This window comes from Bradyrhizobium sp. AZCC 1721, from assembly GCF_036924715.1.
Lineage (GTDB): Bacteria > Pseudomonadota > Alphaproteobacteria > Rhizobiales > Xanthobacteraceae > Bradyrhizobium.
Genome location: NZ_JAZHSB010000001.1, coordinates 4305879 through 4328508, shown reverse-complemented (window position 1 = coordinate 4328508; position 22630 = coordinate 4305879). Strand labels below are relative to the sequence as shown.

General features: G+C 63.9%; 24 protein-coding genes and 1 pseudogene. 11 read left to right on the top strand and 14 right to left on the bottom strand.

All coding sequences use genetic code 11. The annotated features are described in order from the left end of the window. Positions 1-10: 10 nt before the first annotated feature. From V1273_RS20785 to topA, 3 genes and pseudogenes are all read right to left on the bottom strand, one after another. Positions 11-448 (bottom strand): DUF983 domain-containing protein, encoded by a 438-nt coding sequence (locus V1273_RS20785; protein WP_334363169.1) that lies wholly within the window; start codon positions 446-448, stop codon positions 11-13. Continuing rightward, positions 436-2779 (bottom strand): annotated as a pseudogene (gene rnr, locus V1273_RS20780) (ribonuclease R). The gene V1273_RS20785 and the pseudogene rnr overlap by 13 nt, the downstream one beginning before the upstream one ends. Next, positions 2780-5545 carry a type I DNA topoisomerase gene (topA, locus tag V1273_RS20775; protein ID WP_334410720.1) on the bottom strand — a complete coding sequence of 922 codons (2766 nt, stop codon included), beginning with the start codon at positions 5543-5545 and terminating at the stop codon, positions 2780-2782. Between the two features lie 229 nt (positions 5546-5774). Between topA and V1273_RS20770 the strand changes: the two genes are divergently transcribed. After that, positions 5775-6029 (top strand): hypothetical protein, encoded by a 255-nt coding sequence (locus V1273_RS20770; protein WP_334381960.1) that lies wholly within the window; start codon positions 5775-5777, stop codon positions 6027-6029. 77 nt (positions 6030-6106) lie between these two features. On the opposite strand, the gene V1273_RS20765 is transcribed toward V1273_RS20770, so the two are convergent. Beyond that, entirely contained in the window at positions 6107-6583 is a 477-nt protein-coding gene (locus tag V1273_RS20765) for a winged helix-turn-helix transcriptional regulator (RefSeq protein ID WP_334363164.1), read from the bottom strand. A 111-nt stretch (positions 6584-6694) separates the two neighbouring features. Between V1273_RS20765 and V1273_RS20760 the strand changes: the two genes are divergently transcribed. After that, positions 6695-7468: an SDR family oxidoreductase gene (locus V1273_RS20760; protein WP_334381962.1), complete on the top strand. Its 774-nt coding sequence runs from the start codon at positions 6695-6697 to the stop codon at positions 7466-7468. 172 nt (positions 7469-7640) lie between these two features. Continuing rightward, positions 7641-7781, top strand: a complete 141-nt coding sequence (locus V1273_RS20755; RefSeq protein WP_334410719.1) for a hypothetical protein — start codon at positions 7641-7643, stop codon at positions 7779-7781. Positions 7782-7828: 47 nt separating this feature from the next. On the opposite strand, the gene V1273_RS20750 is transcribed toward V1273_RS20755, so the two are convergent. Next, a complete protein-coding gene (locus tag V1273_RS20750) occupies positions 7829-8437 on the bottom strand; it encodes an FMN-dependent NADH-azoreductase (protein WP_334410718.1) in 609 nt (202 codons plus the stop codon). 97 nt (positions 8438-8534) lie between these two features. Between V1273_RS20750 and V1273_RS20745 the strand changes: the two genes are divergently transcribed. After that, positions 8535-8936 (top strand): winged helix-turn-helix transcriptional regulator, encoded by a 402-nt coding sequence (locus V1273_RS20745; protein WP_334363158.1) that lies wholly within the window; start codon positions 8535-8537, stop codon positions 8934-8936. Here the strand turns inward: V1273_RS20745 and dprA are convergent. Both dprA and V1273_RS20735 read right to left on the bottom strand, forming a co-directional pair. After that, positions 8933-10048 carry a DNA-processing protein DprA gene (gene dprA, locus V1273_RS20740; RefSeq protein WP_334363157.1) on the bottom strand — a complete coding sequence of 372 codons (1116 nt, stop codon included), beginning with the start codon at positions 10046-10048 and terminating at the stop codon, positions 8933-8935. The two genes, V1273_RS20745 and dprA, sit on opposite strands and share 4 nt — an antisense overlap. A 67-nt stretch (positions 10049-10115) precedes the next feature. Continuing rightward, positions 10116-10325, bottom strand: coding sequence for a GDCCVxC domain-containing (seleno)protein (locus V1273_RS20735; protein ID WP_334410715.1), 210 nt, complete (start codon positions 10323-10325; stop codon positions 10116-10118). 86 nt (positions 10326-10411) lie between these two features. Between V1273_RS20735 and V1273_RS20730 the strand changes: the two genes are divergently transcribed. The 3 genes from V1273_RS20730 to V1273_RS20720 all read left to right on the top strand — a co-directional run bounded on the left by V1273_RS20730 (position 10412) and on the right by V1273_RS20720 (position 12398). Then, a complete protein-coding gene (locus tag V1273_RS20730) occupies positions 10412-11653 on the top strand; it encodes an amidase (protein WP_334410714.1) in 1242 nt (413 codons plus the stop codon). 87 nt (positions 11654-11740) lie between these two features. Beyond that, positions 11741-12028: a type II toxin-antitoxin system HigB family toxin gene (locus tag V1273_RS20725; RefSeq protein WP_334363153.1), complete on the top strand. Its 288-nt coding sequence runs from the start codon at positions 11741-11743 to the stop codon at positions 12026-12028. Next, positions 12018-12398 carry a helix-turn-helix domain-containing protein gene (locus tag V1273_RS20720; RefSeq protein ID WP_334363152.1) on the top strand — a complete coding sequence of 127 codons (381 nt, stop codon included), beginning with the start codon at positions 12018-12020 and terminating at the stop codon, positions 12396-12398. Before V1273_RS20725 ends, V1273_RS20720 begins: the two co-directional genes overlap by 11 nt. A 16-nt stretch (positions 12399-12414) precedes the next feature. Here V1273_RS20720 and plsY read toward each other — a convergent pair whose 3' ends face one another. Genes plsY through V1273_RS20705 form a run of 3 tightly spaced genes read right to left on the bottom strand, consistent with a single transcriptional unit; the run spans position 12415 to position 15301 of the window. Next, entirely contained in the window at positions 12415-13008 is a 594-nt protein-coding gene (gene plsY, locus V1273_RS20715) for a glycerol-3-phosphate 1-O-acyltransferase PlsY (protein ID WP_334410712.1), read from the bottom strand. A 33-nt stretch (positions 13009-13041) separates the two neighbouring features. After that, a complete protein-coding gene (locus tag V1273_RS20710; protein WP_334363149.1) occupies positions 13042-14343 on the bottom strand; it encodes a dihydroorotase in 1302 nt (433 codons plus the stop codon). 4 nt (positions 14344-14347) lie between these two features. Then, positions 14348-15301: an aspartate carbamoyltransferase catalytic subunit gene (locus tag V1273_RS20705; protein ID WP_028345624.1), complete on the bottom strand. Its 954-nt coding sequence runs from the start codon at positions 15299-15301 to the stop codon at positions 14348-14350. A 184-nt stretch (positions 15302-15485) separates the two neighbouring features. On the opposite strand from V1273_RS20705, the gene V1273_RS20700 reads away from it, so the two are divergent. The 3 genes from V1273_RS20700 to V1273_RS20690 all read left to right on the top strand — a co-directional run bounded on the left by V1273_RS20700 (position 15486) and on the right by V1273_RS20690 (position 18844). Further along, a complete protein-coding gene (locus V1273_RS20700; RefSeq protein ID WP_334410711.1) occupies positions 15486-16289 on the top strand; it encodes a M15 family metallopeptidase in 804 nt (267 codons plus the stop codon). A 22-nt stretch (positions 16290-16311) separates the two neighbouring features. Continuing rightward, positions 16312-17955 (top strand): acyl-CoA dehydrogenase family protein, encoded by a 1644-nt coding sequence (locus V1273_RS20695; RefSeq protein ID WP_334410709.1) that lies wholly within the window; start codon positions 16312-16314, stop codon positions 17953-17955. Between the two features lie 106 nt (positions 17956-18061). Beyond that, positions 18062-18844 carry a CPBP family intramembrane glutamic endopeptidase gene (locus V1273_RS20690; RefSeq protein ID WP_334410708.1) on the top strand — a complete coding sequence of 261 codons (783 nt, stop codon included), beginning with the start codon at positions 18062-18064 and terminating at the stop codon, positions 18842-18844. Between the two features lie 14 nt (positions 18845-18858). On the opposite strand, the gene V1273_RS20685 is transcribed toward V1273_RS20690, so the two are convergent. From V1273_RS20685 to V1273_RS20675, 3 genes are all read right to left on the bottom strand, one after another. Beyond that, entirely contained in the window at positions 18859-19788 is a 930-nt protein-coding gene (locus V1273_RS20685) for an AEC family transporter (RefSeq protein WP_334410707.1), read from the bottom strand. 2 nt (positions 19789-19790) lie between these two features. Further along, complete coding sequence (gene ruvX / locus V1273_RS20680; RefSeq protein WP_057845848.1) at positions 19791-20273, bottom strand: Holliday junction resolvase RuvX; 483 nt, start codon at positions 20271-20273, stop codon at positions 19791-19793. 91 nt (positions 20274-20364) lie between these two features. After that, entirely contained in the window at positions 20365-21300 is a 936-nt protein-coding gene (locus V1273_RS20675; RefSeq protein WP_334363142.1) for a cyclase family protein, read from the bottom strand. Between the two features lie 199 nt (positions 21301-21499). Here V1273_RS20675 and V1273_RS20670 point away from each other — a divergent pair, with 199 nt between their 5' ends. Next, on the top strand, positions 21500-21715 hold the full coding sequence (locus V1273_RS20670) for a hypothetical protein (RefSeq protein ID WP_334410706.1): 216 nt from the start codon (positions 21500-21502) through the stop codon (positions 21713-21715). Here V1273_RS20670 and V1273_RS20665 read toward each other — a convergent pair. Beyond that, positions 21702-22583: a LysR family transcriptional regulator gene (locus V1273_RS20665; RefSeq protein WP_334363140.1), complete on the bottom strand. Its 882-nt coding sequence runs from the start codon at positions 22581-22583 to the stop codon at positions 21702-21704. The two genes, V1273_RS20670 and V1273_RS20665, sit on opposite strands and share 14 nt — an antisense overlap. Positions 22584-22630 lie beyond the last annotated feature (47 nt).

Here is a 22630-nt window from a genome sequence, read left to right as displayed (position 1 = left end):
CGTGCTTTAGCTAGACCGGCGGGATGTCGCTAGGGGCATTTTCGTCAAAGCCGTGCATGCGCAGCGCCCATTGAATGCCGACCACCGCGCCCTTGATGGGCTGCAGCAGAACGAGCGAGGAGACGAGCGTCGCCGGCAGATACATCGCCAGTTGCAGCCACACCGCGGGCGAGTAGTTGGTTTCGATCCACAGCGCCGCCGGCACCACGATGTGGCCGACGATGACGATAACGAGGTAGGCCGGCAGATCGTCGGCGCGGTGCGGGGTAAAATCGAGCCCGCACTTCGAGCAATTATCGGCAGTCTTCAGGAAAGCGCGAAACATCTTGCCCTCGCCGCAACGCGGACAGCGGCAACGGAAGCCGCGCTTCATCGCGGTCCAGAGGTCGCGCTTCTCGGTCTGCGCGGTGTCCCGGGTCCATGTCGTCGCGGCGTTCACCGTTTCCATGACTTGCCTTTCTTCGATTTGCCGGGCTTGGCTTTGCCCGACTTGCCCTTGTGAGGCTTGCGAACCTTGTCACGCGGGCTGCGGCCCGGATGCGATTTCGATGGCTTTGCCGATGCCTTCGAGCCATCGCGTTTTCTGCCGCGCGGAATGAGTTGGCCTTCCGACAACAGCTCGAACCGCAACGCGCCGGCTACCGGTGCAGCTTCTACCAGACGCACGTCGACAACGTCCCCCAACCGGTGCATGGCACCGCTGCGTGAGCCGACGAGCGCGTGACGCGTCTCGTCATAATTGTAGTACTCGGTGCCGAGCGTGCGGATCGGGATCAGCCCGTCGGCGCCGGTATCCGATAACTTCACGAACAGCCCGGCGCGGGTAACGCCCGAGATGCGGCCCTGAAACGTCGCGCCGATACGGTCGGCGAGGAAATGCGCGATCAACCGGTCGGCGGTTTCGCGCTCCGCCTTCATCGCGCGGCGCTCGGTCAGCGAAATCTGCGCCGCGATCTCGCTCAGTGTCTCCAGCGTCTCGATCTCCGGCAACGCGCCTTCACCGAGACCGAGCGCGCGGATCAGCGCGCGATGCACGATCAGATCAGCGTATCGCCTGATCGGCGAGGTGAAATGGGCGTAGCGGCGCAGGTTGAGGCCGAAATGGCCGCAATTCTCTGCCGAGTATTCCGCCTGCGCCTGCGAGCGCAGCACCACCTCGTTGACAAGCGGCTCATAATCCTCGCCGCGGACCTGGCCCAGCACCCGATTGAACAGCGAGGGGCGTAGCGCGCCGGTCTTCGCAAACGGCAGGTCGAGCGTTTTCAGGAATTCCTGGAGATTATGAACCTTCTCCAAGGTGGGTTCATCATGCACCCGATAGATAAGTGGCAGCGCCTTTTTTTCAAGCATTTCGGCCGCGGCCACGTTGGTGAGGATCATGAATTCCTCGATCAAACGGTGCGCGTCGAGACGTTCGGGCACGATGACGCGATCGACCGTTCCGTCGGGCTTGAGCAGGATTTTTCGTTCGGGCAGATCGAGATCGAGCGGATCGCGTTCGTCGCGCGCGAGCTTCACCAGCGCATAGGCCGCGTAGAGCGGCGTCAGGATCGGCTCCAGCAGCGGGCCGGTGATATCGTCGGGCCGCCCGTCGATCGCGGCCTGCGCCTGCGCGTAGTGCAGTTTCGCGGCCGAGCGCATCAGCACGCGATGAAAGCTGTGCGAGCGCTTGCGGCCGTCGGGGCCGATGACCAGCCGAACCGCGAGCGCGCCGCGCGCTTCGCCCGGCACCAGCGAGCAGAGATCGTTGGAGATGCGCTCGGGCAGCATCGGCACCACGCGGTCCGGAAAATACACCGAGTTGCCGCGCGTCACCGCTTCGCGGTCTAGCGCCGAGCCCGGCCGCACGTAGAAGGCGACGTCGGCAATCGCGACATGGACCACATAGCCGCCCTTGTTGTTCGGATCGGAATCGGGCGCGGCGTGCACCGCGTCGTCATGGTCCTTCGCATCAGGCGGATCGATGGTCACCAGCGGCAAATCGCGCCAGTCCTCGCGACCTTTCAAGTCAGCAGGCTGCGCGGCCTCGGCCTCGCGCAAGGCGGATGGTGAAAACGCTTGCGGGATTTCGTGGGCGTGGATCGCGATCAGGCTGATCGCCTTTTCGCTCGACAACGAGCCGAGCCGCTCCTTCACCTTGCCGGAGGCGAGGCCATAGCCGCGCGAGCGCACCAGATCGACGCTAATGAGGTCACCATCCTCGGCGCCCGCGGTGTCCGATGGCGCGATGTTCAATTCGCGCCCGGCTTGCTTCTTGTCGACGGGAACGAGCAGGCCGCCGCCGCCAGGCAGCTTGCGGAAGATGCCGAGCACGCGCGTGCGGGCCTGGTCGATGATCTTGATGACGCGGCCGCGATAGGGGGCGCCTTCGCTATCATCGGCCTTCTCGATCCGCAGCAGCGCCCGGTCGCCGACACCCGCCGCGGTGCCGGGTTGCAGACGGCGCGGGACGTGGATGCGGATCTTCGGCGCGGGCCCGCTCTGTTCAGTGTCCCATTCGGTGGGAAGTGGCGAGCAGTTCGCCGTCGGTGTCGCGCCCGGTGATGTCGGCGATCACGGTTGGGGGCAGGAGGGCCGTCTCGTGAATCTTCCGACCGCGTTTGGCGATGGCACCTTCGTCGGCGAGCTCGCGAAGGATCCGTTTCAGTTCAGCGCGGTCGGCATTCTTCAGGCCGAACTCGCGGGCTATCTCGCGGGTGCCGACCTTGCCCGGATGGGCACGAATAAAGGCGACGATGGCGTCCCGGGCCGGAAAGCCATGGTCGTGTTTTCTCTTCACTTATCCTCGCGCCTTGCCCGCGCGCTTTTTCGCGGGCGTCTTGGGTGCAGCGGGCTTCGCCGCCGATGTCTTGGCGGCGGAGGCGACCGGCGCGCGCGCCTTGCTCACGGCCTCCGATTTCGGCTTCGCTGCCGGCTTCTTCGCCGGCGCCTTCTTGGCGGGCTTCGGCGCATCGGGATCGGCAGCCTTGCTGGCAGTCTTGGTAGCGGCCTTCTTCGGTGCGGCCTTCTTGGCGCCGCGTTTCGGCTTGCCGCCGCCTTTGGCGGCGCGTTCGTCGATCAGCGCGATGGCTTCGGCCAGCGTGATCGTCTCCGGCGTCTTGTCGCTCGGGATCGTGGCGTTGACACCGCCTGCGGTGACATAGGCGCCATAGCGGCCGTTCTTGACAGCTACTCCGCCAAGGCTCGGATGCTCGCCGAGCGGTTTGCCGGGATCGGCGCCGAAGCGGCGGCCGCTCGGGCCTTTTGCGATCTTTTCCGCGATCAGCGTCACCGCGCGGTTGAGGCCGATGTCGAACACCTCGTCGCCGGCCTCCAGGCTCGCATAAGTCTTCTCGTGACGCACAAACGGGCCGAAGCGGCCGATGCCGGCGGTAATCGGGTGGCCGGTTTCCGGATGCTTGCCGATCTCACGCGGCAGCGACAGCAGCTTCAGCGCCAGATCGAGCTCCATGTCGCCGGGCGACATGTTCTTCGGGATGCCGGCGCGTTTGGGCTTTTCGCCCTCGGGATAGTCCTTCTGCTCGCCGAGTTGGATGTAGGGGCCGAAGCGGCCGGCCTTTACCGTGACGTCGAAGTCGGTTTCGGGATCCTTGCCGAGAACGCGGTCGGCGCTCGCCTCGGAGTCGGCGGCCAGCGGACGGGTATAGCGGCACTCCGGATAGTTCGAGCAGCCGACGAATGCGCCGAACTTGCCGGCCTTCAGATTGAGCCGGCCAGTGCCGCAGGTCGGGCACTGCCTGATGTCGCCGCCGTCGGCGCGTGGCGGATAGATGTGCGGGCCCAGCATGTCGTCGAGCGCATCCAGCACCTCGGCGACGCGCAGATCCTTGATGTCGTTAACCGCGCCGATGAAGCCGATCCAGAAATCCTGCAGCACCTGCTGCCAGGAAATCTCGTTGTTGGAGATGCGGTCGAGCTGTTCTTCCAGCGCGGCGGTGAAGTCATACTCCACATAGCGCGAGAAAAAGTTTTCGAGGAACGCGACCACGACGCGACCCTTGTCCTCGCCATGCAGCCGCTTCTTCTCCAGCTTGACGTAGCCGCGATCTTTCAGGACCTGCAGGATCGAGGCGTAGGTCGAGGGACGGCCGATACCGAGCTCTTCCATCCGCTTGACCAGCGAGGCCTCCGAGAAGCGCGGCGGCGGCTCCGTGAAATGCTGGGTGACGGCAAGCGCCTGCCGCTTCAAGGCTTCGCCTTCGCTCATGGCGGGGAGGCGGCGGGAATCCTCGTCGTCACCGTCGTCGTCCTTGCCTTCCTGATAGAGTGCGAGGAAGCCGTCGAACTTGATGACCTGGCCCGAAGCGCGCAGCTCCAGCACGCGGGAGCCGGCTTTCGCCGCGATATCCACGGTGGTGCGTTCGAGTTCGGCCGATTCCATCTGGCTCGCAATGGTGCGGATCCAGATCAGCTCATAGAGTTTCGCCTGATCGGGATCGAGGCGGCGGCGCATCTCGGCGGGCCGGCGCGACAGATCAGTCGGGCGGATCGCTTCGTGCGCCTCCTGCGCGTTCTTGGCCTTGGTCTGGTACTGCCGCGGCGCGTCGGGGACATAGGCGTTGCCGTAATCCTCGCCGATCACCTTGCGGGCTTGGGTGATCGCCGAGCCGTCGATCTGCACGCCGTCGGTTCGCATATAGGTAATGAGGCCGGTGGTCTCGCCGCCGATGTCGATGCCTTCATAGAGGCGCTGCGCGATCCGCATGGTGTGCGCCGGCGCAAAGCCGAGCTTGCGGCTGGCTTCCTGCTGCAGCGTCGAGGTCGTGAAGGGGGCCTGCGGATTGCGGCGCGCGGGTTTTGCTTCGACGGTCGAAACCGTGAAGTTCGCCGCTTCAATGGCCTTCTTGAGGCCTTCGGCTTCGGCGCCCGAGCCGATGTCGAGCCGCTGGATCTTCTTGCCGTCGGCGCCGACGAGGCGCGCCTCAAAGCTGTCGCCGCGCGGCGTGGTCAGGGTCGCGACCAGCGACCAGTATTCGCGCGGGACGAATTTTTCGATTTCGAGTTCGCGGTCGCAGACCAGACGCAGCGCGACCGACTGCACGCGGCCGGCCGAGCGCGCGCCCGGCAGTTTGCGCCAGAGCACGGGGGAGAGCGTGAAGCCGACCAGATAGTCCAGCGCGCGACGCGCCATATAGGCGTCGACCAGCGCGCCGTCGATTTGGCGCGGCGCCTTCATGGCATCGGTCACCGCTTGCTTGGTGATTGCGTTGAACACCACGCGCTCGATCTTCTGATCCTTCAGCGCGCGCTTCTCTTTCATCACCTCCAGCACGTGCCAGGAGATCGCTTCGCCCTCGCGATCAGGGTCGGTTGCGAGAATCAGTCGGCTGGCGCCCTTCAAGGCCTTGGCGATGTCGTTGAGCCGGCCGGCCGCCTTGGGATCGACCTCCCAGATCATCTGAAAATTGGCGTCCGGATCGACGGAACCGTTCTTGGCGGGCAGGTCGCGGACATGGCCGAACGAGGCCAGAACCTCGTAGGAGGCGCCCAAATACTTATTGATCGTCTTGGCTTTCGCCGGCGACTCCACGATGACGATATTCATGTCATTCCAATGGCTTACGGGAAAAGATAAAGGCGGGTTCCGCGAGACTCGCGGCCCACCGATTGGACCCGAACATGGGTGGTGAGGCGGCCCCTGTCAAATCGGCAAATGCCGCCAGGGAACCTTTCGCTGTCCACTTATATCTGAGGAGTTGCGAAATGCGCCCTAGAGTTGCGCCCCCAAAGGGGTTATTTCTGGGCAATACTGTATTCAATTGGATGCAAGTTTTTTGAGCAAGGCTGCAGGCGGCCGGAAGCGGAAAGCTTCAGGCAAGAAGAAGGGCTCGCCACCCGACGAACGTAACACTGAACGAGGTGAGGAGGGCGGCCCCGACGAGGCCGTGGCCTTTATCGCGGAGACCGTTGCCGAACTGGTCAAACTGGCGGAGCGCCACCGGCTCGAGGTGCTCAGCCATTTGCTGGGCATGGCGCAGCTCGAGGCGGAAGAGCGCCTGCGCACCCGCAGCAAACGCAAACTGTCGTGAGAGTTCGAACCGACGGCAGCCTCTCACGGGGCACTCTCCCTTTCCTCGTAAGAACGGCAGAGGAAGAAGAAGGTCGGCTACGCCGTGACCCGCCCGCCTTGCTTCACCACCGCCCGTGGCTTCAGCGCGGTATCCCCCGCACTCAATAGTCGCCCATCCTGCGAATAGAGTTCGAGTTTGCGAACCGGCTTACCCTCTTCCTTGTCGACCAGGATGGTGGCGATCTCTTCCGGGTGCTCGTCGAATTCCTCGCTCCATTGCCGCAGGGCGACCAGGACAGGGAAGACGCCACGGCCTTTCTGCGTAAGCAGATATTCCTGATACGCGCTGCCGTCGGAAGCGGGCGCGGTTTTCAGAATGCCCTGGTCGACCAGCGCGCGCAGCCGCACCGTGAGGATGTTCTTGGCAAGCCCCAATCTCTTCTGGAATTCGCTGAAGCGGCTGATGCCAAACAGCGCCTCGCGAATGATCAGCATCGACCACCAGTCGCCGATCGCATCCAGCGAGCGCGCGATCGGGCAATCGTCATGCTCAAAGCTCGTTCGTTTCACCATTTCAGTCTCCGATCGGGTTTGAGACCGATCACGGCTTTGTGTGGTTGCAATATTAAACTAGGTGCTCTAGCTAACCAATCTAGTTTAATAATGCAACCATCGGAGATGGTCATGAGGCTCGCGAACAAGACGGCGTTGATCACAGGGGGCAACAGCGGCATCGGGCTTGCGACCGCAAAACTGTTCGTGGCCGAAGGTGCCCGGGTCGTCATAACCGGACGAAATCAGGCGACGCTCGATACCGCCGCGAAGGAATTGGGCCCAAGCGCGCTTGCGCTCGCGGCTGACGCCACCGACATCGCGGCGACCGAAGCCGCGATCGGGAAGGGCGCCGAAAAGTTCGGCAAATATGACATCCTGTTCGCCAATGCCGGGATCGCCGGTGGCACGCCGCTTGGTGACTCAACCCTTGAGGCGTTCGAGAAGGTCATCAGCACCAACCTGACCGGCGTGTTCTTCACCGTGCAATCGGCGCTGCCGCATCTCAACGACAACGCCTCGATCATTCTCAACGGCTCGGTGATCTCGGTGCTCGGGATCCCCGGCTATTCGGCCTATGGCGCGGCCAAGGCCGGCGTGCGCGCGATGGCGCGGATCATGGCGTCGGAATTGTCGCCTCGTGGCATCCGCGTCAACGTGGTGGCGCCCGGCGCCATTCGCACCCCGATCTGGGGGGCGGCGATCGCCACGCCGGAAGCCGAAAAGGCGTTTGAAAAGCGCATCGCGTTGTCGACGCCGCTCGGCCGGATCGGCGAACCCGAGCATATTTCCAAGACGGTCCTGTTTCTCGCTTCCGACGATTCCGCCCATGTGCAGGGCCAGGAGTTGTTCGTCGACGGTGGCGCCACGGCCTCTCCGAGCGGTGCGCCAATCTATCGGGGGTAAGCATGTCCCGGCACGATCCAAGCCGGTCAGCGGTCTAATCTCCGTCGCGCTGACAGGCTCCGGCGCCCTGCGGCGGATTGGCGCGGAGCCAGAACGCGCATTGAACCCGGGGTGTAACTGCAGGACATTTTGAGGCAGCCGTTCTTGCCAATCAAAGAACCGGAGAGCCGTCATGCCGAAAACCGCTGGCATCTCCTCGTCGGCGTCGCAAAGTTCGGATACCGCTCAACTTGTTTCAGTCGCCCTGTTTTCCGGGGGCGGTCTGCTGATCTCGCTGGTCGTCGTTATCCTCCGCATCAACGGCGTCTTCTGATTGAGCGGCTGCCGTCGCGCCTGGCAGCGGCAACCGCCCTCGCTCGACTAGGCCGCGTGCAGATCGCTCGCTGCCCTCAGCGCGCCGGCGACGGCTTTTTCGCGGTCCTCCGGGCCGACCTGAATGCCATCGGCGGAAATGAATTCGGGATTCCTGATGCCGATGAAGCCGAATACCCAGCGCAAATAGGTTTCGAGATGTTCGCCGAGCGCGGCCGGCGTGCCCGGGCCGTAATAGCCGCCGCGCGAGATCGCGACGATGACGCGCTTGTTGCCGGCCAGCCCCTGGACACCTTGGGCATCGTACTTGAAGGTCTTCCCCGCGACTAGGATACGGTCGATCCAGGCCTTGAGCTGGCTCGGGATCGTGAAATTGTACATGGGCGCGCCGATCACGACGATGTCGGCGGCCAGAAACTCTTCCATGACGGCCTGACCGGCGGCGATATCCTCCCGCAATGCAGCTTCCGGGGCCGCTCCCTGGCCGGCAGCGAGGTGTGAGCCGGTGAGATGCGCCAGCGGGGTCAGCGTGAGATCGCGGTAGCTGACTTCGAGGCCGGGGGTGGATTGACGCAGGCGGTCGACGATGGCGGCGGAAACCTGGCGGCTGACGGAGTGGGGGCCGAGAACGCTGGAATCGAGATGCAGAAGCTTCATGAGGGGTCACCCTTGGTATACGTTTGTAACTGGCGCTATATGAGTGACTGTCGTAAGGTCCCGCAAGAACGCACATTTTTTACACCCGCGCACATCCATGAGACCCGAGCACAAAAAAGTGCCTGCCCTGCCAGCCGGTCCACACCTCGACAGTGACTGCCGCGGCGCCGCATCCGTGCTGGCGCGGGTCGGCGATAAATGGAGCGTGTTCGTGATCATGATGCTTGGCGATGGCCCGAAGCGCTTCAACGAGATCAAGCGCATGATCGGCGGCATCTCGCAGCGCATGCTGACGCTGACGCTGCGCGGATTGGAACGCGATGGTCTTGTGACGCGAACGGTGTTTCCGACCATTCCGCCGCGTGTCGACTACGAATTGACCGATCTGGGACGTGGCTTATCCAAGCCGGTGAAAGCTCTCGGCACCTGGGCGATCGAGCATCAGCCAGAGATCCAACGCGCGCGGATGAAGTTCGACGCACGCAGCGAGAAGGACTAAATCAGCGACACCAGCCCGCCGCCGTGACGCTCAAGCCGTCCGGCGAGTTCGAGTTCGAGCAGCACCGTGCGGACGATGGTGGGCGAGAGGCCCGACATCCGGATCAGATCGTCGAGGCTGACCGGGCTCGGTCCCAGCAGCGCAACGATGCGCTCGCGTCCGCCTGGATCGGTGTCGAAGTCGAGCGGCTCGTCGTCCTCGCGCGCCGCGAGCGTGATCGGCCGTTCGAGGATCGGCTGAATGGCGTTGATGACGTCGTTCGCTTCGGTGACCAGCGCCGCGCCCTGCTTGATCAGATCGTTGGTGCCGGCGGCGCGCGGGTCGAGCGGCGAGCCGGGCACCGCGAACACTTCGCGGCCCTGTTCGGCAGCCATCCGCGCCGTGATCAGCGATCCCGACCGATGCGCGGCCTCGATCACGACGACGCCGAGCGAGGCGCCCGAGATCAGGCGGTTGCGGCGTGGAAAGTCGCGGGCGCGTGGCACGTGGCCGAGCGGCATTTCGGAAATCGCTCCGCCTTGTTTCAGCAAGATCGCCAGCAAATCTTGATGCTCCGGCGGATAGATCCGGTCGTGGCCGCCGGCCAGCGCCGCGACGGTGCCGCTTTCGATCGTTGCGCGATGCGCGGCCTGATCGATGCCGCGCGCTAGCCCGGAGATGACAACGAAGCCGGCGTCGCCGAGATCGCGCGCCAATTGGCCGGCGAATTTCAACCCGGCGCCGGAAGCGTTGCGCGAGCCGACGATCGCGATCATCGGCCGCATCAGCGCGTCGGGCGCACCGCGCACGCCGAGTAGTGGTGGCGGATCGTCGAGCGTCGCCAGCCGCGGCGGGTAGGCGGCTTCGCCAGGCGCCACCAGCGAAACGCCGATCTTGCTTGCCGCCGCGATCTCGACCCAAGCTTGCTCCTCGCTGCAGATGCGCCCCGAACGCGCAGCGCCACCACGCCGCGCCAGATCGGGCAGTCGCTCCAGCGCCGCGCGAGCATTGCCAAAATGACTGATGAGCGAGTTGAAGGTGCGCGGGCCGACATTGTCGCTGCGGATCAGGCGCAGCCGGTCGATCCGCTCGGCGTCGGTGAGGTGAAGGGTTTGTGGCGTCCGGTCATGCATGCGGACGCAGCTTTGCCCAACCTGAGATTGCGATCAACCTGTTTGACGTAAAAACGTCCTGACCTTGTTAGCGGCAGCAGGCAGCTTTGCCGCTTTCCTGAACGGGAGGACACGGCACGGAGCCGTACGAGCAGAACACGCAGCAGTCGCCCGCCAGCGGTTTCAGCCTCTCGCCGCAGCCTTTACAGACATACAAAAACTGGCAGGCGTCCGTTGGCATTTGCTCGCAGGCTTGATGACTGCAGCGCGGACAGGTCAGGATGGATTCAAGCTGCATCAGGAGTCACGGATAACTTTGACAGCGGCGGATCAATCATATTCCATCCAGCCGCCACGATCAAAAGCCGCAGGGAACCGCGCCCCATGATCTCGCTCGCCGGCCTCCAGCGCCGCATAGGTGCTGGCGAGCTTTCACCCGATGCCGCCGTCGCGCAGTCGATGGAAGCGATCGCCACACAGGACAGGACGATCGGCGCTTTCGTCTGCCGTGCCGAAAATCTGCGCGCGGCAAGCACCGGACCGCTGCGCGGCATCACGGCGGGCATCAAGGACATCATGGATACGGCGGAGTTTCCGACCGAGATGGGCTCGCCGATCTACCGGGGATATCGATCGCGCGGCGACGCTGCCGTCGTGATGATGCTGAAGCAGGCGGGCGCAAGCATCATAGGCAAGACCACAACGACGGCATTCGCCTCGCTGGATCCGACGCCGACGCTCAATCCGCACAACAAGGGTCATACACCCGGCGGATCGTCATCGGGTTCGGCGGCAGCGGTTGCGGCCGGCATGATCCCGCTGGCGCTGGGGACGCAGACCGGCGGTTCGGTGATCCGGCCGGCCTCGTTCTGTGGCGTCGCCGCGATCAAGCCGTCCTACCACGTGCTGCCGACGGTCGGGGTGAAATGCTATTCGTGGACGCTCGATACAGTCGGGCTGTTCGCGGCCAGCGTCGATGACCTCGCGCGCGGGTTATCGGCAATGACCGGCCGGCCCGAATTGCTTCTTCCGCTCACGATTTCAACACCACGCATCGGCGTCGTGATCCAGGATTTCGCCGGCGCGCCGGAAGCGTCAGGCGAGGCGGCGTTGCGGATTGCGAAGCGGGCGGTGGAGAAAGCCGGTGCCCCGGTGCGCGCATTGGATTTGCCCAAAATTGTTGCCGAGGCATGGTTGGCGCAACCGGTCGTGCAAGAGTTTGAGGCGCATCGGGCGCTCGCCTGGGAGTATCGTGAACATTACGCGGAAATGGCGCCGCTCTTGCGGGCCAAGCTGGACGGGAGCAGGGACACAACGCCCGCGGCCTATGACGCGGCGATTAGAACAGCGGACCGCGCCAGACAAGCGCTGGAAAAAGTGTTCGATGATGTCGATGTGCTGCTGACCTTCTCGGCACCAGGTGCTGCCCCGCGGGGTTTGGCTTCGACCGGCGACGCCCGTTACAATCGGCTATGGACGCTGATGGGCGTACCCTGCGTCAACGTTCCGGCTATTGTGGCGGAAGTCAATTTGCCCGTGGGAGTGCAGGTGATTGCGAGATACGGCGCTGATGCCCAGGCACTGGCGGCGGCGCGGTTTGTGGAGGGGGCGCTTGCCCGGAAATAAATGCCAATGGGCTTGTTGCTCCCATAATGGGACCATGATATGTGATAACGAATGAGAGTTGTTGCTCGCCGCACGTTGCGAGAATTCGTGCAGAGGCTTTCCGGCAGGAAGGACCAACCGGCAGTAAAAGCGGCGCTGGATGCATGGTTCGACGAAGTGAGCAAGGCTTCGTGGAAGAGCACGGCGGAGGTCAAGCGTCGCTATGCCACGGCAAGTATCGTCAGCGCGGAGCGGATCGTCTTCAACATCAAGGGTAATGACTATCGACTTGTAGTGGCTGTCGATTTCGAAAAGGGCATCGTCTGGATCAAATGGATCGGCACGCATAAAGCATACGACAAGATCGACGTGACGGAGGTGCGATATGGCGACTGAACTGAAACCGATCCGCACCAAGGCGGATTACAAAAACGCGCTTGCCGAGGTTGAACGGCTTTGGGGCGCAAAGAGCGGGACAGCGAAGGGCGACCGGCTCGATGTGCTGGCGACCCTGATCGACGCCTATGAAGCGAAGCACTATCCCATGGATCCGCCGGATCCGATCGAGGCGATCCAATTTCGGATGGAACAGCAAGGCCTTAGCCGCAAGGATCTCGAGCCGTTGATTGGCACTCGCGCGCGGGTCGCAGAGGTAATGAATCGCAGGCGTAGCCTGTCAATCGATATGATCCGGCGTCTGCATGAGCAACTCGGAATTTCTGCCGAGATACTGATCCGCCCGACGCGTAAGGAAGAGGCAGCCTGATCGGCGGCTTGCCCCGCTACCTCGCGCCGATCCGCCCCTCAGTTCCGGCCTGCAGCCGCTTGATATTCTCGCTGTGCTTCCAGAACAGCAGCAGCGTCAGCACGACGAACAGTGACGCCAGCGCGGGATGGCCGAACCACCACAGGAAAAGCGGGGTGACGAACGCGGCAACCAGCGCCGACAGTGACGAATAGCGCGTGGTTAAGGCGGTGGCTAACCAGATCAGGCAGAACATCACCGCCCCCGGCCAGAACAGGCCGATCAGCACGCCGATATAGGTGGCGACGCCTTTGCCGCCGTTGAATTTGAGCCAGACCGGAAAGAGGTGACCGAGGAATGCGCCGAGCGCAGCCAGCATCGCCGCATCGGCGCCGCCGAAATAGCCTGCGATCATCACCGCAACCGTACCCTTGAGCATATCGCCGATCAGCGTCGCAGCGGCGAGGCCCTTGCGCCCCGTGCGCAATACGTTGGTGGCACCGATGTTGCCGGAGCCGATCGAGCGCAGGTTCTGCGTGCCCGCGACTGTGGTTAGCACCACCCCGAAGGGAATCGAGCCCAGCAGATAGCCGAGAACGAATGCCAACGGCAGCCATATTTCAGGTGACATCGCCGTTACTCCACGCGGGCTGGTTCGGACGAATCAGACGTGTTCATAAACTGTCCGCCCGCCCACGATAGTACGCACGACGCGTCCCGAGAAGCGGGCTTCGTCGAACGGCGTGTTCTTGCACTGCGATTTGAGGTCGGCGGGATCGAGCACCCAGGGCGTATCGGGGTCGATGACGATCACGTCGGCCGGGGAACCCGCCCGCAGCGACCCGCCGGGCAGGCCGAGAAGCTCCGCAGGGCGGGTCGACATCGCCCGGATCAGCGTCTTGAAGTCCATCTCGCCGTTGTGGATCAGCCGGAGCGCCGCCGGCAGCATGGTCTGCAGCCCGACCGCGCCGGAAGCCGCTTCCGCGAACGGCAGCCGCTTCACCTCGACGTCCTGCGGATTGTGATCGGACATCACGACATCGACCAGGCCGGAGGCGACCGCTGCGACGAGGGCGAGGCGGTCCTCCTCGGTGCGTAGCGGCGGCGAAAGCTTCAGGAAGGTGCGGTAGGGGCCGATGTCGTTTTCGTTCAGCGTGACGTGGTTGATCGATACGGAGGCGCTGACGTCGAGGCCGGCGTCGCGCGCACGCTTGAGGATTTCCAGCGACTCGATCGACGACAGCGAGGCCGCGTGATAGCGCCCGCCGGTCAACGCCACGAGACGCATGTCGCGCTCGAGCATTACTGCCTCGGCGGCGTTGGGAATGCCGGCGAGCCCAAGCCGGGCGGCGAACTCGCCCTCGTTCATCACGCCTTCGCCGACGAGATCAGGGTCCTCGGTGTGGTGCACGATCAGCGCGTCGAAATCGCGCGCATAGGTCAGGGCCCGGCGCATCACCTGTGCATTGGTGACGCTCTTGTCGCCATCGGTAAAAGCGACCGCGCCGGCGGCCTTCAACAGCCCGATCTCCGTCATCTCCTGTCCGCCGAGGCCTTTTGTCAGCGCGGCCATCGGGTGGATGTTGACGATGGCGGTGTCGCGCGCGCGGCGCAGCACGAAGTCCACCGTCGCCGAATTGTCGATGACGGGCGAGGTATCCGGCTGGCAGATGATGGAGGTAATGCCGCCCGCGGCCGCGGCCAAGCTGGCAGAGGCAAAGGTTTCGCGATGGCTGGCGCCGGGCTCGCCGACAAAGGCGCGCATGTCGATCAGCCCGGGGGCGACGATCTTGCCGGCGCAATTGACGATGTCGGTACCTTCGGGCACGCCGGCGGCGCCGATGCCGCGCCTTGAATCCCGGATCGTGCCATCGGCAATCAGAACGTCCCCGAGGCCGTCGAAATCCCGGGAGGGATCGACGACGCGGGCATTGGCGAGCAGGATCGGGCGTCGGTCGGTCAGCATGATCTCACGCGTTCGGCAGGTTGCGGGCGAGTGCTTCAAGCACCGCCATCCGCACTGCCACTCCCATTTCCACCTGTTCACGGATCAGCGATTGCGCGCCGTCGGCCACGATCGAGTCGATCTCGACGCCGCGGTTCATCGGGCCCGGATGCATCACCAGCGCGTCCGGCTTGGCGTAAGCAAGCTTCTTCTGGTCGAGGCCGAAATAGTGGAAGTATTCGCCCGACGACGGCACGAAGGAGCCGTTCATGCGCTCGCGCTGCAGCCGCAGCATCATCACGATGTCGGCGCCGTTGAGGCCTTCGCGCATGTCACGCGCGACCTCGACGCCCATCCGCTCGATGCCGCGTGGCAGCAGCGTGGAGGGAGCGACGACGCGGACACGCGCGCCCATGGTGTTGAGCAGGAGGATATTGGAGCGTGCTACGCGGGAATGCATGACGTCGCCGCAGATCGCGATCACGAGGCCTTCCAGCCGGCCTTTATTCCGGCGGATGGTCAGCGCGTCCAGCAGCGCCTGGGTCGGATGTTCGTGCGCGCCATCGCCGGCATTGATCACGGAACCGTCAACCTTGCGCGCCAGAAGTTCCACCGCGCCGGAGGCGTGGTGCCGCACCACCAGGATATCCGGGTGCATGGCGTTGAGCGTCACCGCGGTGTCCATCAGCGTCTCGCCCTTGCGGATCGAGGACGAGGACACCGACATGTTCATGACGTCGGCGCCAAGCCGTTTTCCCGCCAGTTCGAACGAGGATTGGGTGCGGGTCGAGGCCTCGAAAAACAGGTTCACCTGGGTGCGACCGCGCAAGGAGGTGCGCTTTTTGTCCACCTGGCGGTTGAGCTCGACATATTCCTCGGAAAGGTCGAGCAGGCCGGTAATGTCGGCAGCGGAAAGCCCCTCGATTCCCAGCAAGTGCCGGTGCCCGAGGACGAAGGTCGATTTCGATGCAGGGGTCATTAAAGCGAGAGCTATAGGCAGAGATGCCATGCAGGGCAAGCTTCAAATCCGAGGTGCCGACTTATCCACTAGCGCTTCCGCGACAGGGTAAATGGGCCGCCAGTGTTCCGGGCCTGGGGGATTCTACTAGAATGGCCGGGATTGGCACGCGATACATCGGGGAAAACGTGCGGCAATTCACTCAATGCATTCGGACTATGTGGGCACCGGCGTGACCGTCGGCAGGGCTGCTGGAAGGCGGGTGGCACTCGTGGCGATATTCGCGGCGGGTTGCATCGCGAGCGCCGCCGCGCAGGCGCCAAAACTGCCTGACGGTTTCGTATATTTGCGCGATATCGATCCGACCATCATCCAGGATATCCGTTACGCCGGCTCGAACAATTTTGTCGGCCGTCCGCTGCGGGGCTATCAGGCTGCCGAATGCGTGGTGAAGCGCGAGGTCGGCATGCGCTTGAAGAGCGTTCAGGAAGAACTCGCGCCGCAGAACCTGGCGCTAAAGATGTTCGATTGCTACCGCCCGGTGCGCGCGGTGGCCGACTTGGTGGCGTGGTCGCGCGATGGTCGCGAAACACCGGCGCAGAAGCGCTACAATCCATCGTTCAGCAAGGCCGACCTGTTTCGCCTGGGCTATATTGCCGAACGTTCCAGGCATTCGACCGGAGCTGCGCTCGATCTCACATTGGTTGATCTGAAGGCCGACAATTCGGCAACCTTCGATCCCGCCAAGGATTATGCCGACTGCATCGCCAACGTGAACCTGCGCGCGCCGGAAGGCAGCGTCGACATGGGCACCGGCTACGATTGTTCCGACACCAAGTCGCACGCGGCGGCGAAATCCATCACCGCGGCGCAACGCCGCTGGCGCGAGAAGCTGGTTCAGGTGATGGCGCGGCGAGGATTTGTAAACTATTCGAAGGAGTGGTGGCACTTTTCGCTGCCGGGCGCGGGCGGGCGGGCCTATGATTTCCCGATCACGCCGTGGAAGTAATTTAGCCGTTTCAGGATCAGCCATGAGCCAGGCAACATTTTCGACCCACGAGGTCTTCAACCAGTCGCCGCCATTCGAGGATGTCGATCTATACGTGGCCGACCGGCCGCTGGTCGATGCTGTCGCTGCCAATGGCGGCGCGTCGGCCGCGAGCGAGTTATCGGAGTTCGGCAAGCATTGGGGTTCTGCGGCAATGGCGGAGCGCGGCCGTGTTGCCAACGAGAACACGCCGAAACTGCGCACCTTCGATTCCAGGGGCAATCGCCGCGACGAGGTCGAGTTTCATCCCGCTTATCACGAGCTGATGGCGCATTCTGCGCACGCCGGCGTGCATAATTCGACCTGGACTGCTGAGGGCAAACCGGCCGGCGGTGCCTCCGAAGTGGTGCGCGCAGCAAAATTCTACATGGCAGCACAGGTCGAGACCGGGCATCTCTGCCCGATCACCATGACGCGCGCGTCGGTGGCGGCGCTTGCGGAACAGCCTGACCTCTTGGCGAAGGTGATGCCGGTCGTCGCGACGCGTTCCTATGACCCGAGCTTTGCACCGTGGCCGACAAAACGCGGCATGACGCTCGGCATGGGCATGACCGAGAAGCAAGGCGGCACCGACGTCCGCTCCAACATGACACGGGCGGAGCGTGACGGGGACGTCTACCGCATCACCGGACACAAATGGTTCATGTCGGCGCCGATGTGCGACGCCTTTCTGGTGCTGGCGCAGGCCAAGGATGGCTTGACCTGCTTCTTCATGCCGCGCTTTGCCCCGGACGGCTCGGTCAACGCGATCCGGTTCCAGCGGCTGAAAGACAAGCTCGGCAACCGCTCGAACGCCTCCTCGGAAGTTGAGTTTCACAGCGCCTACGCCGAGCGCGTCGGCGCCGAGGGCAAGGGCATCCGCACGATCATCCAGATGGTGCAGTTGACGCGGCAGGATTGCGCGATTGCTTCCGCCGGGCTGATGCGATCGGGCCTCGCACACGCGTTGCATCATGCACGGCACCGCAGCGTGTTCCAGAAACATCTCGCCGACCAGCCGCTGATGCAGGCGGTGCTGTCGGACATGGCGCTGCATGTCGAGGCCACCGTCGCGCTGGTGATGCGGCTATGCCGTTCCTTCGATCGCGCTCTCCTTGACGCCAAGGAAGCCGCCTATATGCGGCTGCTGACGCCCGCCATCAAATACTGGGTCTGCAAGAGCGCCCCTGGCTTTCTCTATGAGGCGATGGAGTGCCTCGGCGGCAACGGCTACGTGGAGGAGGGCATTCTGGCGCGGCATTTTCGGGAGTCGCCGGTCAATGCGATCTGGGAAGGCTCCGGCAATGTGATGTGCCTCGACGTGCTGCGCGCCCTGTCGCGCGAGCCCGACGCAGCCTCCGGCATCGTGCATGAACTGACCGGCGAGACGCTCGGATTGCCCGGCGCGGGTGAAGCAACCGCGTTCATCGGCAAGGCGTTCCACCGGCCGGACAGCGAGCGCGTGGCGCGGCTGGCGGTCGAAAAGCTGGCGCTGCTGGCGGCTGCCGCCGCGCTCAATGCCGTTTCGCCGCGGCATGCCGAGTTGTTCGCAGCCACGCGCCTTGCCGGCAACCACGTCGGCATGTATGGCGCGGTCGATCTGGATAGTGGCGATGTCCGCGGCCTTATGGAGCGCGCGCTGCCGTGACCATGAATGCGTCTCGCCGTCATGGCTGGGCTTGTCGGCTTTGCCGAAGCTTCAGCGGCAAACCCGGGCATGACGAAGATAATCCTCCGGCTATGAAAGTCACTTGATGGACTCCCTCAGCACCGCAAGTCCCACTGCAGTATCGCCCGCGATGCCAGATCAGCGGCCGCCACGCGCCTGGAAATTCTGGGGCACGACGCTGTGGGGCCTGTTCATCTTCGCCGCGATGTTCTTCGGCCAGGTTACGGTCATCATCTATTTTGTGCTGCGCCAGGGCGGATCGTTCGACATCGCCGAGGCGATCCGTGTCATCGGCGGCGGCCTGACCATCTCGCTCTCGGTGATCCTGGGATTGCCCGCCGTGCTGTTGGCGACGTGGGTCGCGATCCGTCCGACGCGCATTCCCTTTGCTGATTATCTGGCGCTGCGCTGGATCTCATGGCGCGATTTCTTCGTCGGCGTCGCGGCGCTGGCCATCCTTGTCGGCGGCTGGGACCTGCTGTCGCGGGCGCTCGGGCGCGAGGTGACGCCGGGCTTCATGGGCGAGGTTCTCAAAACAGCGCAAGCCGACGGCGCGCTGTGGCTATTGGTGATCGCGTTTGCCGTCGCCGCGCCGATGTGGGAGGAGATCTTCGCGCGCGGGTTTCTCTATCGCGGCTGGTCGGAGTCGCGGCTCGGCGTCGCCGGGGCCATCTTCCTGTCGTCGCTGGCCTGGACCTCGCTGCATCTGCAATACGACTGGTTCTTTTTCGGCGAGGTGTTTTCGATCGGCCTGCTGCTGGGCTATCTACGCTACCGCACCAACTCGACCTGGCTGACGATCGTCCTGCACGGCATCAATAATCTGGCCGCGACGATTCAGACGTTCTGGCTGGCGGGGCAGGGGTAGGATGCTTCCGTCCGTCATTGCGAGGCCACCAGCGCGATCGCGATCGGCATCGTGATGGCCGCCAAAATGGTCTGCAGCGTGATGATCTGGGCCAGCAACGGTGCGTCGCCGCCCATTTGTCGCGCCAGCACATAGGCCGAGGAAGAGGTGGGCACCGCGGCGCAGGCCGTGACGATGGCAAGGTTCGAACCCGAAACTCCGAACCAGAGCGCCAGCGTGACCGCGATGACGGGCATCAACACGAGCTTGAGCACCAGCGCGACCGAGGCGGCAAGGCTCGGCCGGAACATGCCTTCGAGGTGCAGACCGGCGCCGGTCACCAGCAAGCCGATGGCGAGCGAGGAACGTCCGAGCGCGTCGGCCACCTCGTGCCAGAGTTTGGGAAGCGGGATGTGGGTGACGTTGAGCGCCAACCCGATGACGCAGGCCCAGATAAACGGATTGAGTGCCACGGTCGCGACGATGGTGCCAACCGAGCGCTTTTCCGGCGAAGCGTAGTGAGCGAGCACGGAAACGCTGAACACGTTGACCAGCGGAATGATGGCGATCATCGCAACGGAAGCCAGCGCCAGCCCGAGGTCGCCGAACAGATTGCCGGAGACGGCGAGCGCCACATAGGTCTGCCAGCGGGTGGCGCCCTGGAAGATCGAGGTGAAGGCGGGGCCATCGACCGACAGGCGGGCGAGCAAGGGCCGTAGCGCCAGACAGAGCAGCGACATCAGCAGCACCGAGAGCAGTAGCGCGCCGCCAACGCCGGCCACCGGCACCTTGCTCAGGTCGGCCTTGACCAGCGTCTGTACCAAGAGGACCGGAAACAGCACATAATAGGTCAGCCGTTCCAGTCCATGCCATTGCGTCTCGGGCCGGATCAGGGTCCGCTTCAGGATGAAGCCGAGCACGATCAGCAAAAACACCGGCAGCAGCGCCGCGATGACGACCGCCATCTTCAGCGATCCCTGCGCAGTTTTGCGAGCCGGTCCAGCGCGCCCTGCAGGATGAAGATCGCGGCGTGCTCGTCGATCACTTCGGCGCGGCGGGCGCGAGAAACGTCCATTCCGATCAGCTCACGCTCGACCGCCGCGGTCGAGAGCCGCTCGTCCCACAAGGCAATGGCAAGCCCGGTGAGATTGGAAAAATTCCGGGCAAAGGCGCGGGTCGATTGCGCGCGTGGCCCCTCGCTGCCGTCCATGTTGATGGGCAGCCCAAGCACGAAGCCGACCGCGTTGCGCTCGCCCGATATCGCGAGCAGCCGCGCCGCGTCGGCCTTGAAGGCCTTGCGCTGGATGGTCTCGACACCGGTCGCCAGCCGGCGATCGGGATCGGACACTGCGACGCCGATAGTCTTGGTGCCAAGATCGAGGCCGATCAGGGCGCCACGCTCGGGCCAGTGCGTCACGGCATCGATCAAGGGGAGGATGGGGGCGGGCATCGCCCCGCTTAACACGCGGTACGCCGTACAGGCAAAGCCGATCAGGGCGTGGCATCCATGCGAGAACGCCACGCCGACCGTCGATATGGTGCTATCGGATCGCGACCGGGTTGATCATGCTCTGCACGCCGCCCTTGAAGCGCGGCTGGCCGAGCACGAACAGGAACTCATAGGCCTTGTCCTTGGCGAGTTCTGCCGTGTCGAGATTTTCGAGAATGTAGGTGCCGTTCATCGCCAGCAGGATCTGATGCACCTCGAAGACGTTTTTCGACTCGAAGGGAAGGACTTCGAGTCCCCAGGTATCGGCGCCGACGGCGACCACGCCCTTGCCGGTGAGATACTTGGCGCCTTCGACCCCCAGGCCCGGCTCGCCTGCACCATAGCGCTTGTCATCCTTGCCGATCAGGCTGAGCCAGCCGGTGTGGAAGATCACGACGTCACCCTGGCGGATTTCGACGCCCTGTTTCTTCGCGACTTCCTCAATCTCCTTGACGTTGAAGGCGGTGCCTTCCTTGACCACCTCGGTGCCGTAGTGAGCCGCCATGTCGAGCAGTACGCCCCGTGTCACCATCGGCGGGACTTTCTCGATGCCGAGCTTTTTCAACCCGGTGGGGTCGGCGAAGTCGGCGAGCTTGTTGCCGTTGTAGTAGACGTGCTCGATGCCGAGATGACCGAGGCCGTCGAGTTGGCTGCCGACGCCGACCCAGCCTTCGATGATGTCGTCATTATAGGTGGTCTTGTTGGGACCAAGTCCGGGAATGCCGGCCTGGCCGGGCTGCACGACGGTGATCTTGAAGGCCCGCGGTGGATAGGCGGGGGTCTTGGAATCGACGGGGATACCGAGTGCGTAGGTCTTGCCGGTCTTGACCAAACCCGCTGCCTTCACGACGAGTTCGGGCTTCATGTAATTGGCGGCGCCGATCTCGTCGTTCGGTCCCCATTTCGATTTCGTCCAGTCTTGAGCGCTTGCCGTTCCGACCGTACCCAACAGGGCAATAGAACAGCACAACACGAATGCGTTGCGCATCGCAGTTCCTCCCAGATGTTGACGTTATGGTTTTTGGTAACTAGCGGCTCATACTAACGTAGCGGTGCGCGGCGGCTAGAAATTTTTCGAGCCGATGCGTGTGTTGCGATGGAAGGCCGCGAGTGCTGCGCCGCAATTCTACTTGTTGCAGAATTGAGGCAGCGGAATTTTCGCGCAACGGAACGCATGGGGCAGTTCAGTGGATGCGCTAAGCCTGTTTGGTTTGTTCGCGGTAACCGCGATGCTGGTGGCCTACGCGCTGGAAGATCGCAGCCAGTGGTTCATCTTTGCCTTTGCAGGCGCATGCGCGCTCGGCTCGGTGTACGGATTTCTGCAGGGCGCCTGGCCGTTCGGGCTGGTCGAAGCGATCTGGGCCGGCGTCGCGCTGCGGCGCTGGCATATCAGGCGGCGATGACCTCGCCGTTATTTTCCAGGCAGGCGGCAAAGCCCTGCAGGGCGCTGTATTGATGGGCCGTGCGGCGGGTGATGAAAAGCGTCTCGACGCGTGCCTGCGCCGGGTTCAGCGTGTGGACGTTGACGGTGTCGTTCCGCCCGACCACGGCGCGCGGCAGCAGCGTCACGCCCATGTCGGCGGCGACGCAGCCGATCATACCGTCGAGCGTGCCGAGCTCAAAGCGCGTGGCCGACGGCCAGCCGAATTCCGAAAATACCTGTTCGAGCCGCTGCCGGTAGGTGCAGCCGGTGCGGAAGACCAGGGCGGTCGGACCCGAGCCGGGCGTGCCTGCGCGTAAAGCGCTGAGGCTCTGCCAGCGCCGTGCCGTGACCAGCACCAGTTCTTCGCGGAAGGCGAGCGCCGCGTCGAGTTCGGCATGCTCGATCGGACCGGCAACGAATGCGCCATCAATTTTGCCGTTGAGCACGCCGGCCACGAGGTCAGCCGTTGTCGAGGTCCGCAGGCTCAATTGAACAGCGGGGAAGCGGCGATGGAATTCGGCGAGCAAAGAGGGCAGGCGTACTGCGGCCGTCGTTTCCATCGAGCCAATCGACAGCGGCCCCTTCGGCTCGCCATCGTCGCGCGCGGCCAGCACCGCCTCGCGCGACAGCGCCGCCATCCGGTCGGCATAGGGAAGCAGGCGGCGGCCGGCGCCGGTCAGCATCATGCCGCGGCTGTGCCGTTCGAACAGCGCGGTGCCGATCTCGGCTTCCAGCGCCTTCACGCGCTGGGTGACGTTGGACTGCACGGTGTTGAGTTCGTTGGCGGCGCGGGTGATGCCGCCGAGCCGGGCTACGGCCGAGAAGGTGACGAGATCGCTCAGCTCCATGGCAAGCTCCGTTTTGTTCTAGAGATGGCAGAGTTCTATAGTATTCA

Coding starts and splice junctions, on each gene's coding strand:
- V1273_RS20695 (WP_334410709.1), top strand. CDS start 16,312: ATGAGCCAGGCAACATTTTCGACCCACGAGGTCTTCAACCAGTCGCCG.
- V1273_RS20685 (WP_334410707.1), bottom strand. CDS start 19,788: ATGGCGGTCGTCATCGCGGCGCTGCTGCCGGTGTTTTTGCTGATCGTG.
- V1273_RS20730 (WP_334410714.1), top strand. CDS start 10,412: ATGATCTCGCTCGCCGGCCTCCAGCGCCGCATAGGTGCTGGCGAGCTT.
- V1273_RS20690 (WP_334410708.1), top strand. CDS start 18,062: ATGGACTCCCTCAGCACCGCAAGTCCCACTGCAGTATCGCCCGCGATG.
- V1273_RS20760 (WP_334381962.1), top strand. CDS start 6,695: ATGAGGCTCGCGAACAAGACGGCGTTGATCACAGGGGGCAACAGCGGC.
- V1273_RS20710 (WP_334363149.1), bottom strand. CDS start 14,343: ATGCTGACCGACCGACGCCCGATCCTGCTCGCCAATGCCCGCGTCGTC.
- V1273_RS20785 (WP_334363169.1), bottom strand. CDS start 448: ATGGAAACGGTGAACGCCGCGACGACATGGACCCGGGACACCGCGCAG.
- V1273_RS20745 (WP_334363158.1), top strand. CDS start 8,535: ATGAGACCCGAGCACAAAAAAGTGCCTGCCCTGCCAGCCGGTCCACAC.
- plsY (WP_334410712.1), bottom strand. CDS start 13,008: ATGTCACCTGAAATATGGCTGCCGTTGGCATTCGTTCTCGGCTATCTG.
- V1273_RS20675 (WP_334363142.1), bottom strand. CDS start 21,300: ATGCGCAACGCATTCGTGTTGTGCTGTTCTATTGCCCTGTTGGGTACG.
- V1273_RS20765 (WP_334363164.1), bottom strand. CDS start 6,583: ATGGTGAAACGAACGAGCTTTGAGCATGACGATTGCCCGATCGCGCGC.
- ruvX (WP_057845848.1), bottom strand. CDS start 20,273: ATGCCCGCCCCCATCCTCCCCTTGATCGATGCCGTGACGCACTGGCCC.
- V1273_RS20705 (WP_028345624.1), bottom strand. CDS start 15,301: ATGACCCCTGCATCGAAATCGACCTTCGTCCTCGGGCACCGGCACTTG.
- V1273_RS20665 (WP_334363140.1), bottom strand. CDS start 22,583: ATGGAGCTGAGCGATCTCGTCACCTTCTCGGCCGTAGCCCGGCTCGGC.
- V1273_RS20750 (WP_334410718.1), bottom strand. CDS start 8,437: ATGAAGCTTCTGCATCTCGATTCCAGCGTTCTCGGCCCCCACTCCGTC.
- V1273_RS20755 (WP_334410719.1), top strand. CDS start 7,641: ATGCCGAAAACCGCTGGCATCTCCTCGTCGGCGTCGCAAAGTTCGGAT.
- V1273_RS20720 (WP_334363152.1), top strand. CDS start 12,018: ATGGCGACTGAACTGAAACCGATCCGCACCAAGGCGGATTACAAAAAC.
- V1273_RS20735 (WP_334410715.1), bottom strand. CDS start 10,325: ATGCAGCTTGAATCCATCCTGACCTGTCCGCGCTGCAGTCATCAAGCC.
- topA (WP_334410720.1), bottom strand. CDS start 5,545: ATGAATATCGTCATCGTGGAGTCGCCGGCGAAAGCCAAGACGATCAAT.
- dprA (WP_334363157.1), bottom strand. CDS start 10,048: ATGCATGACCGGACGCCACAAACCCTTCACCTCACCGACGCCGAGCGG.
- V1273_RS20700 (WP_334410711.1), top strand. CDS start 15,486: ATGCATTCGGACTATGTGGGCACCGGCGTGACCGTCGGCAGGGCTGCT.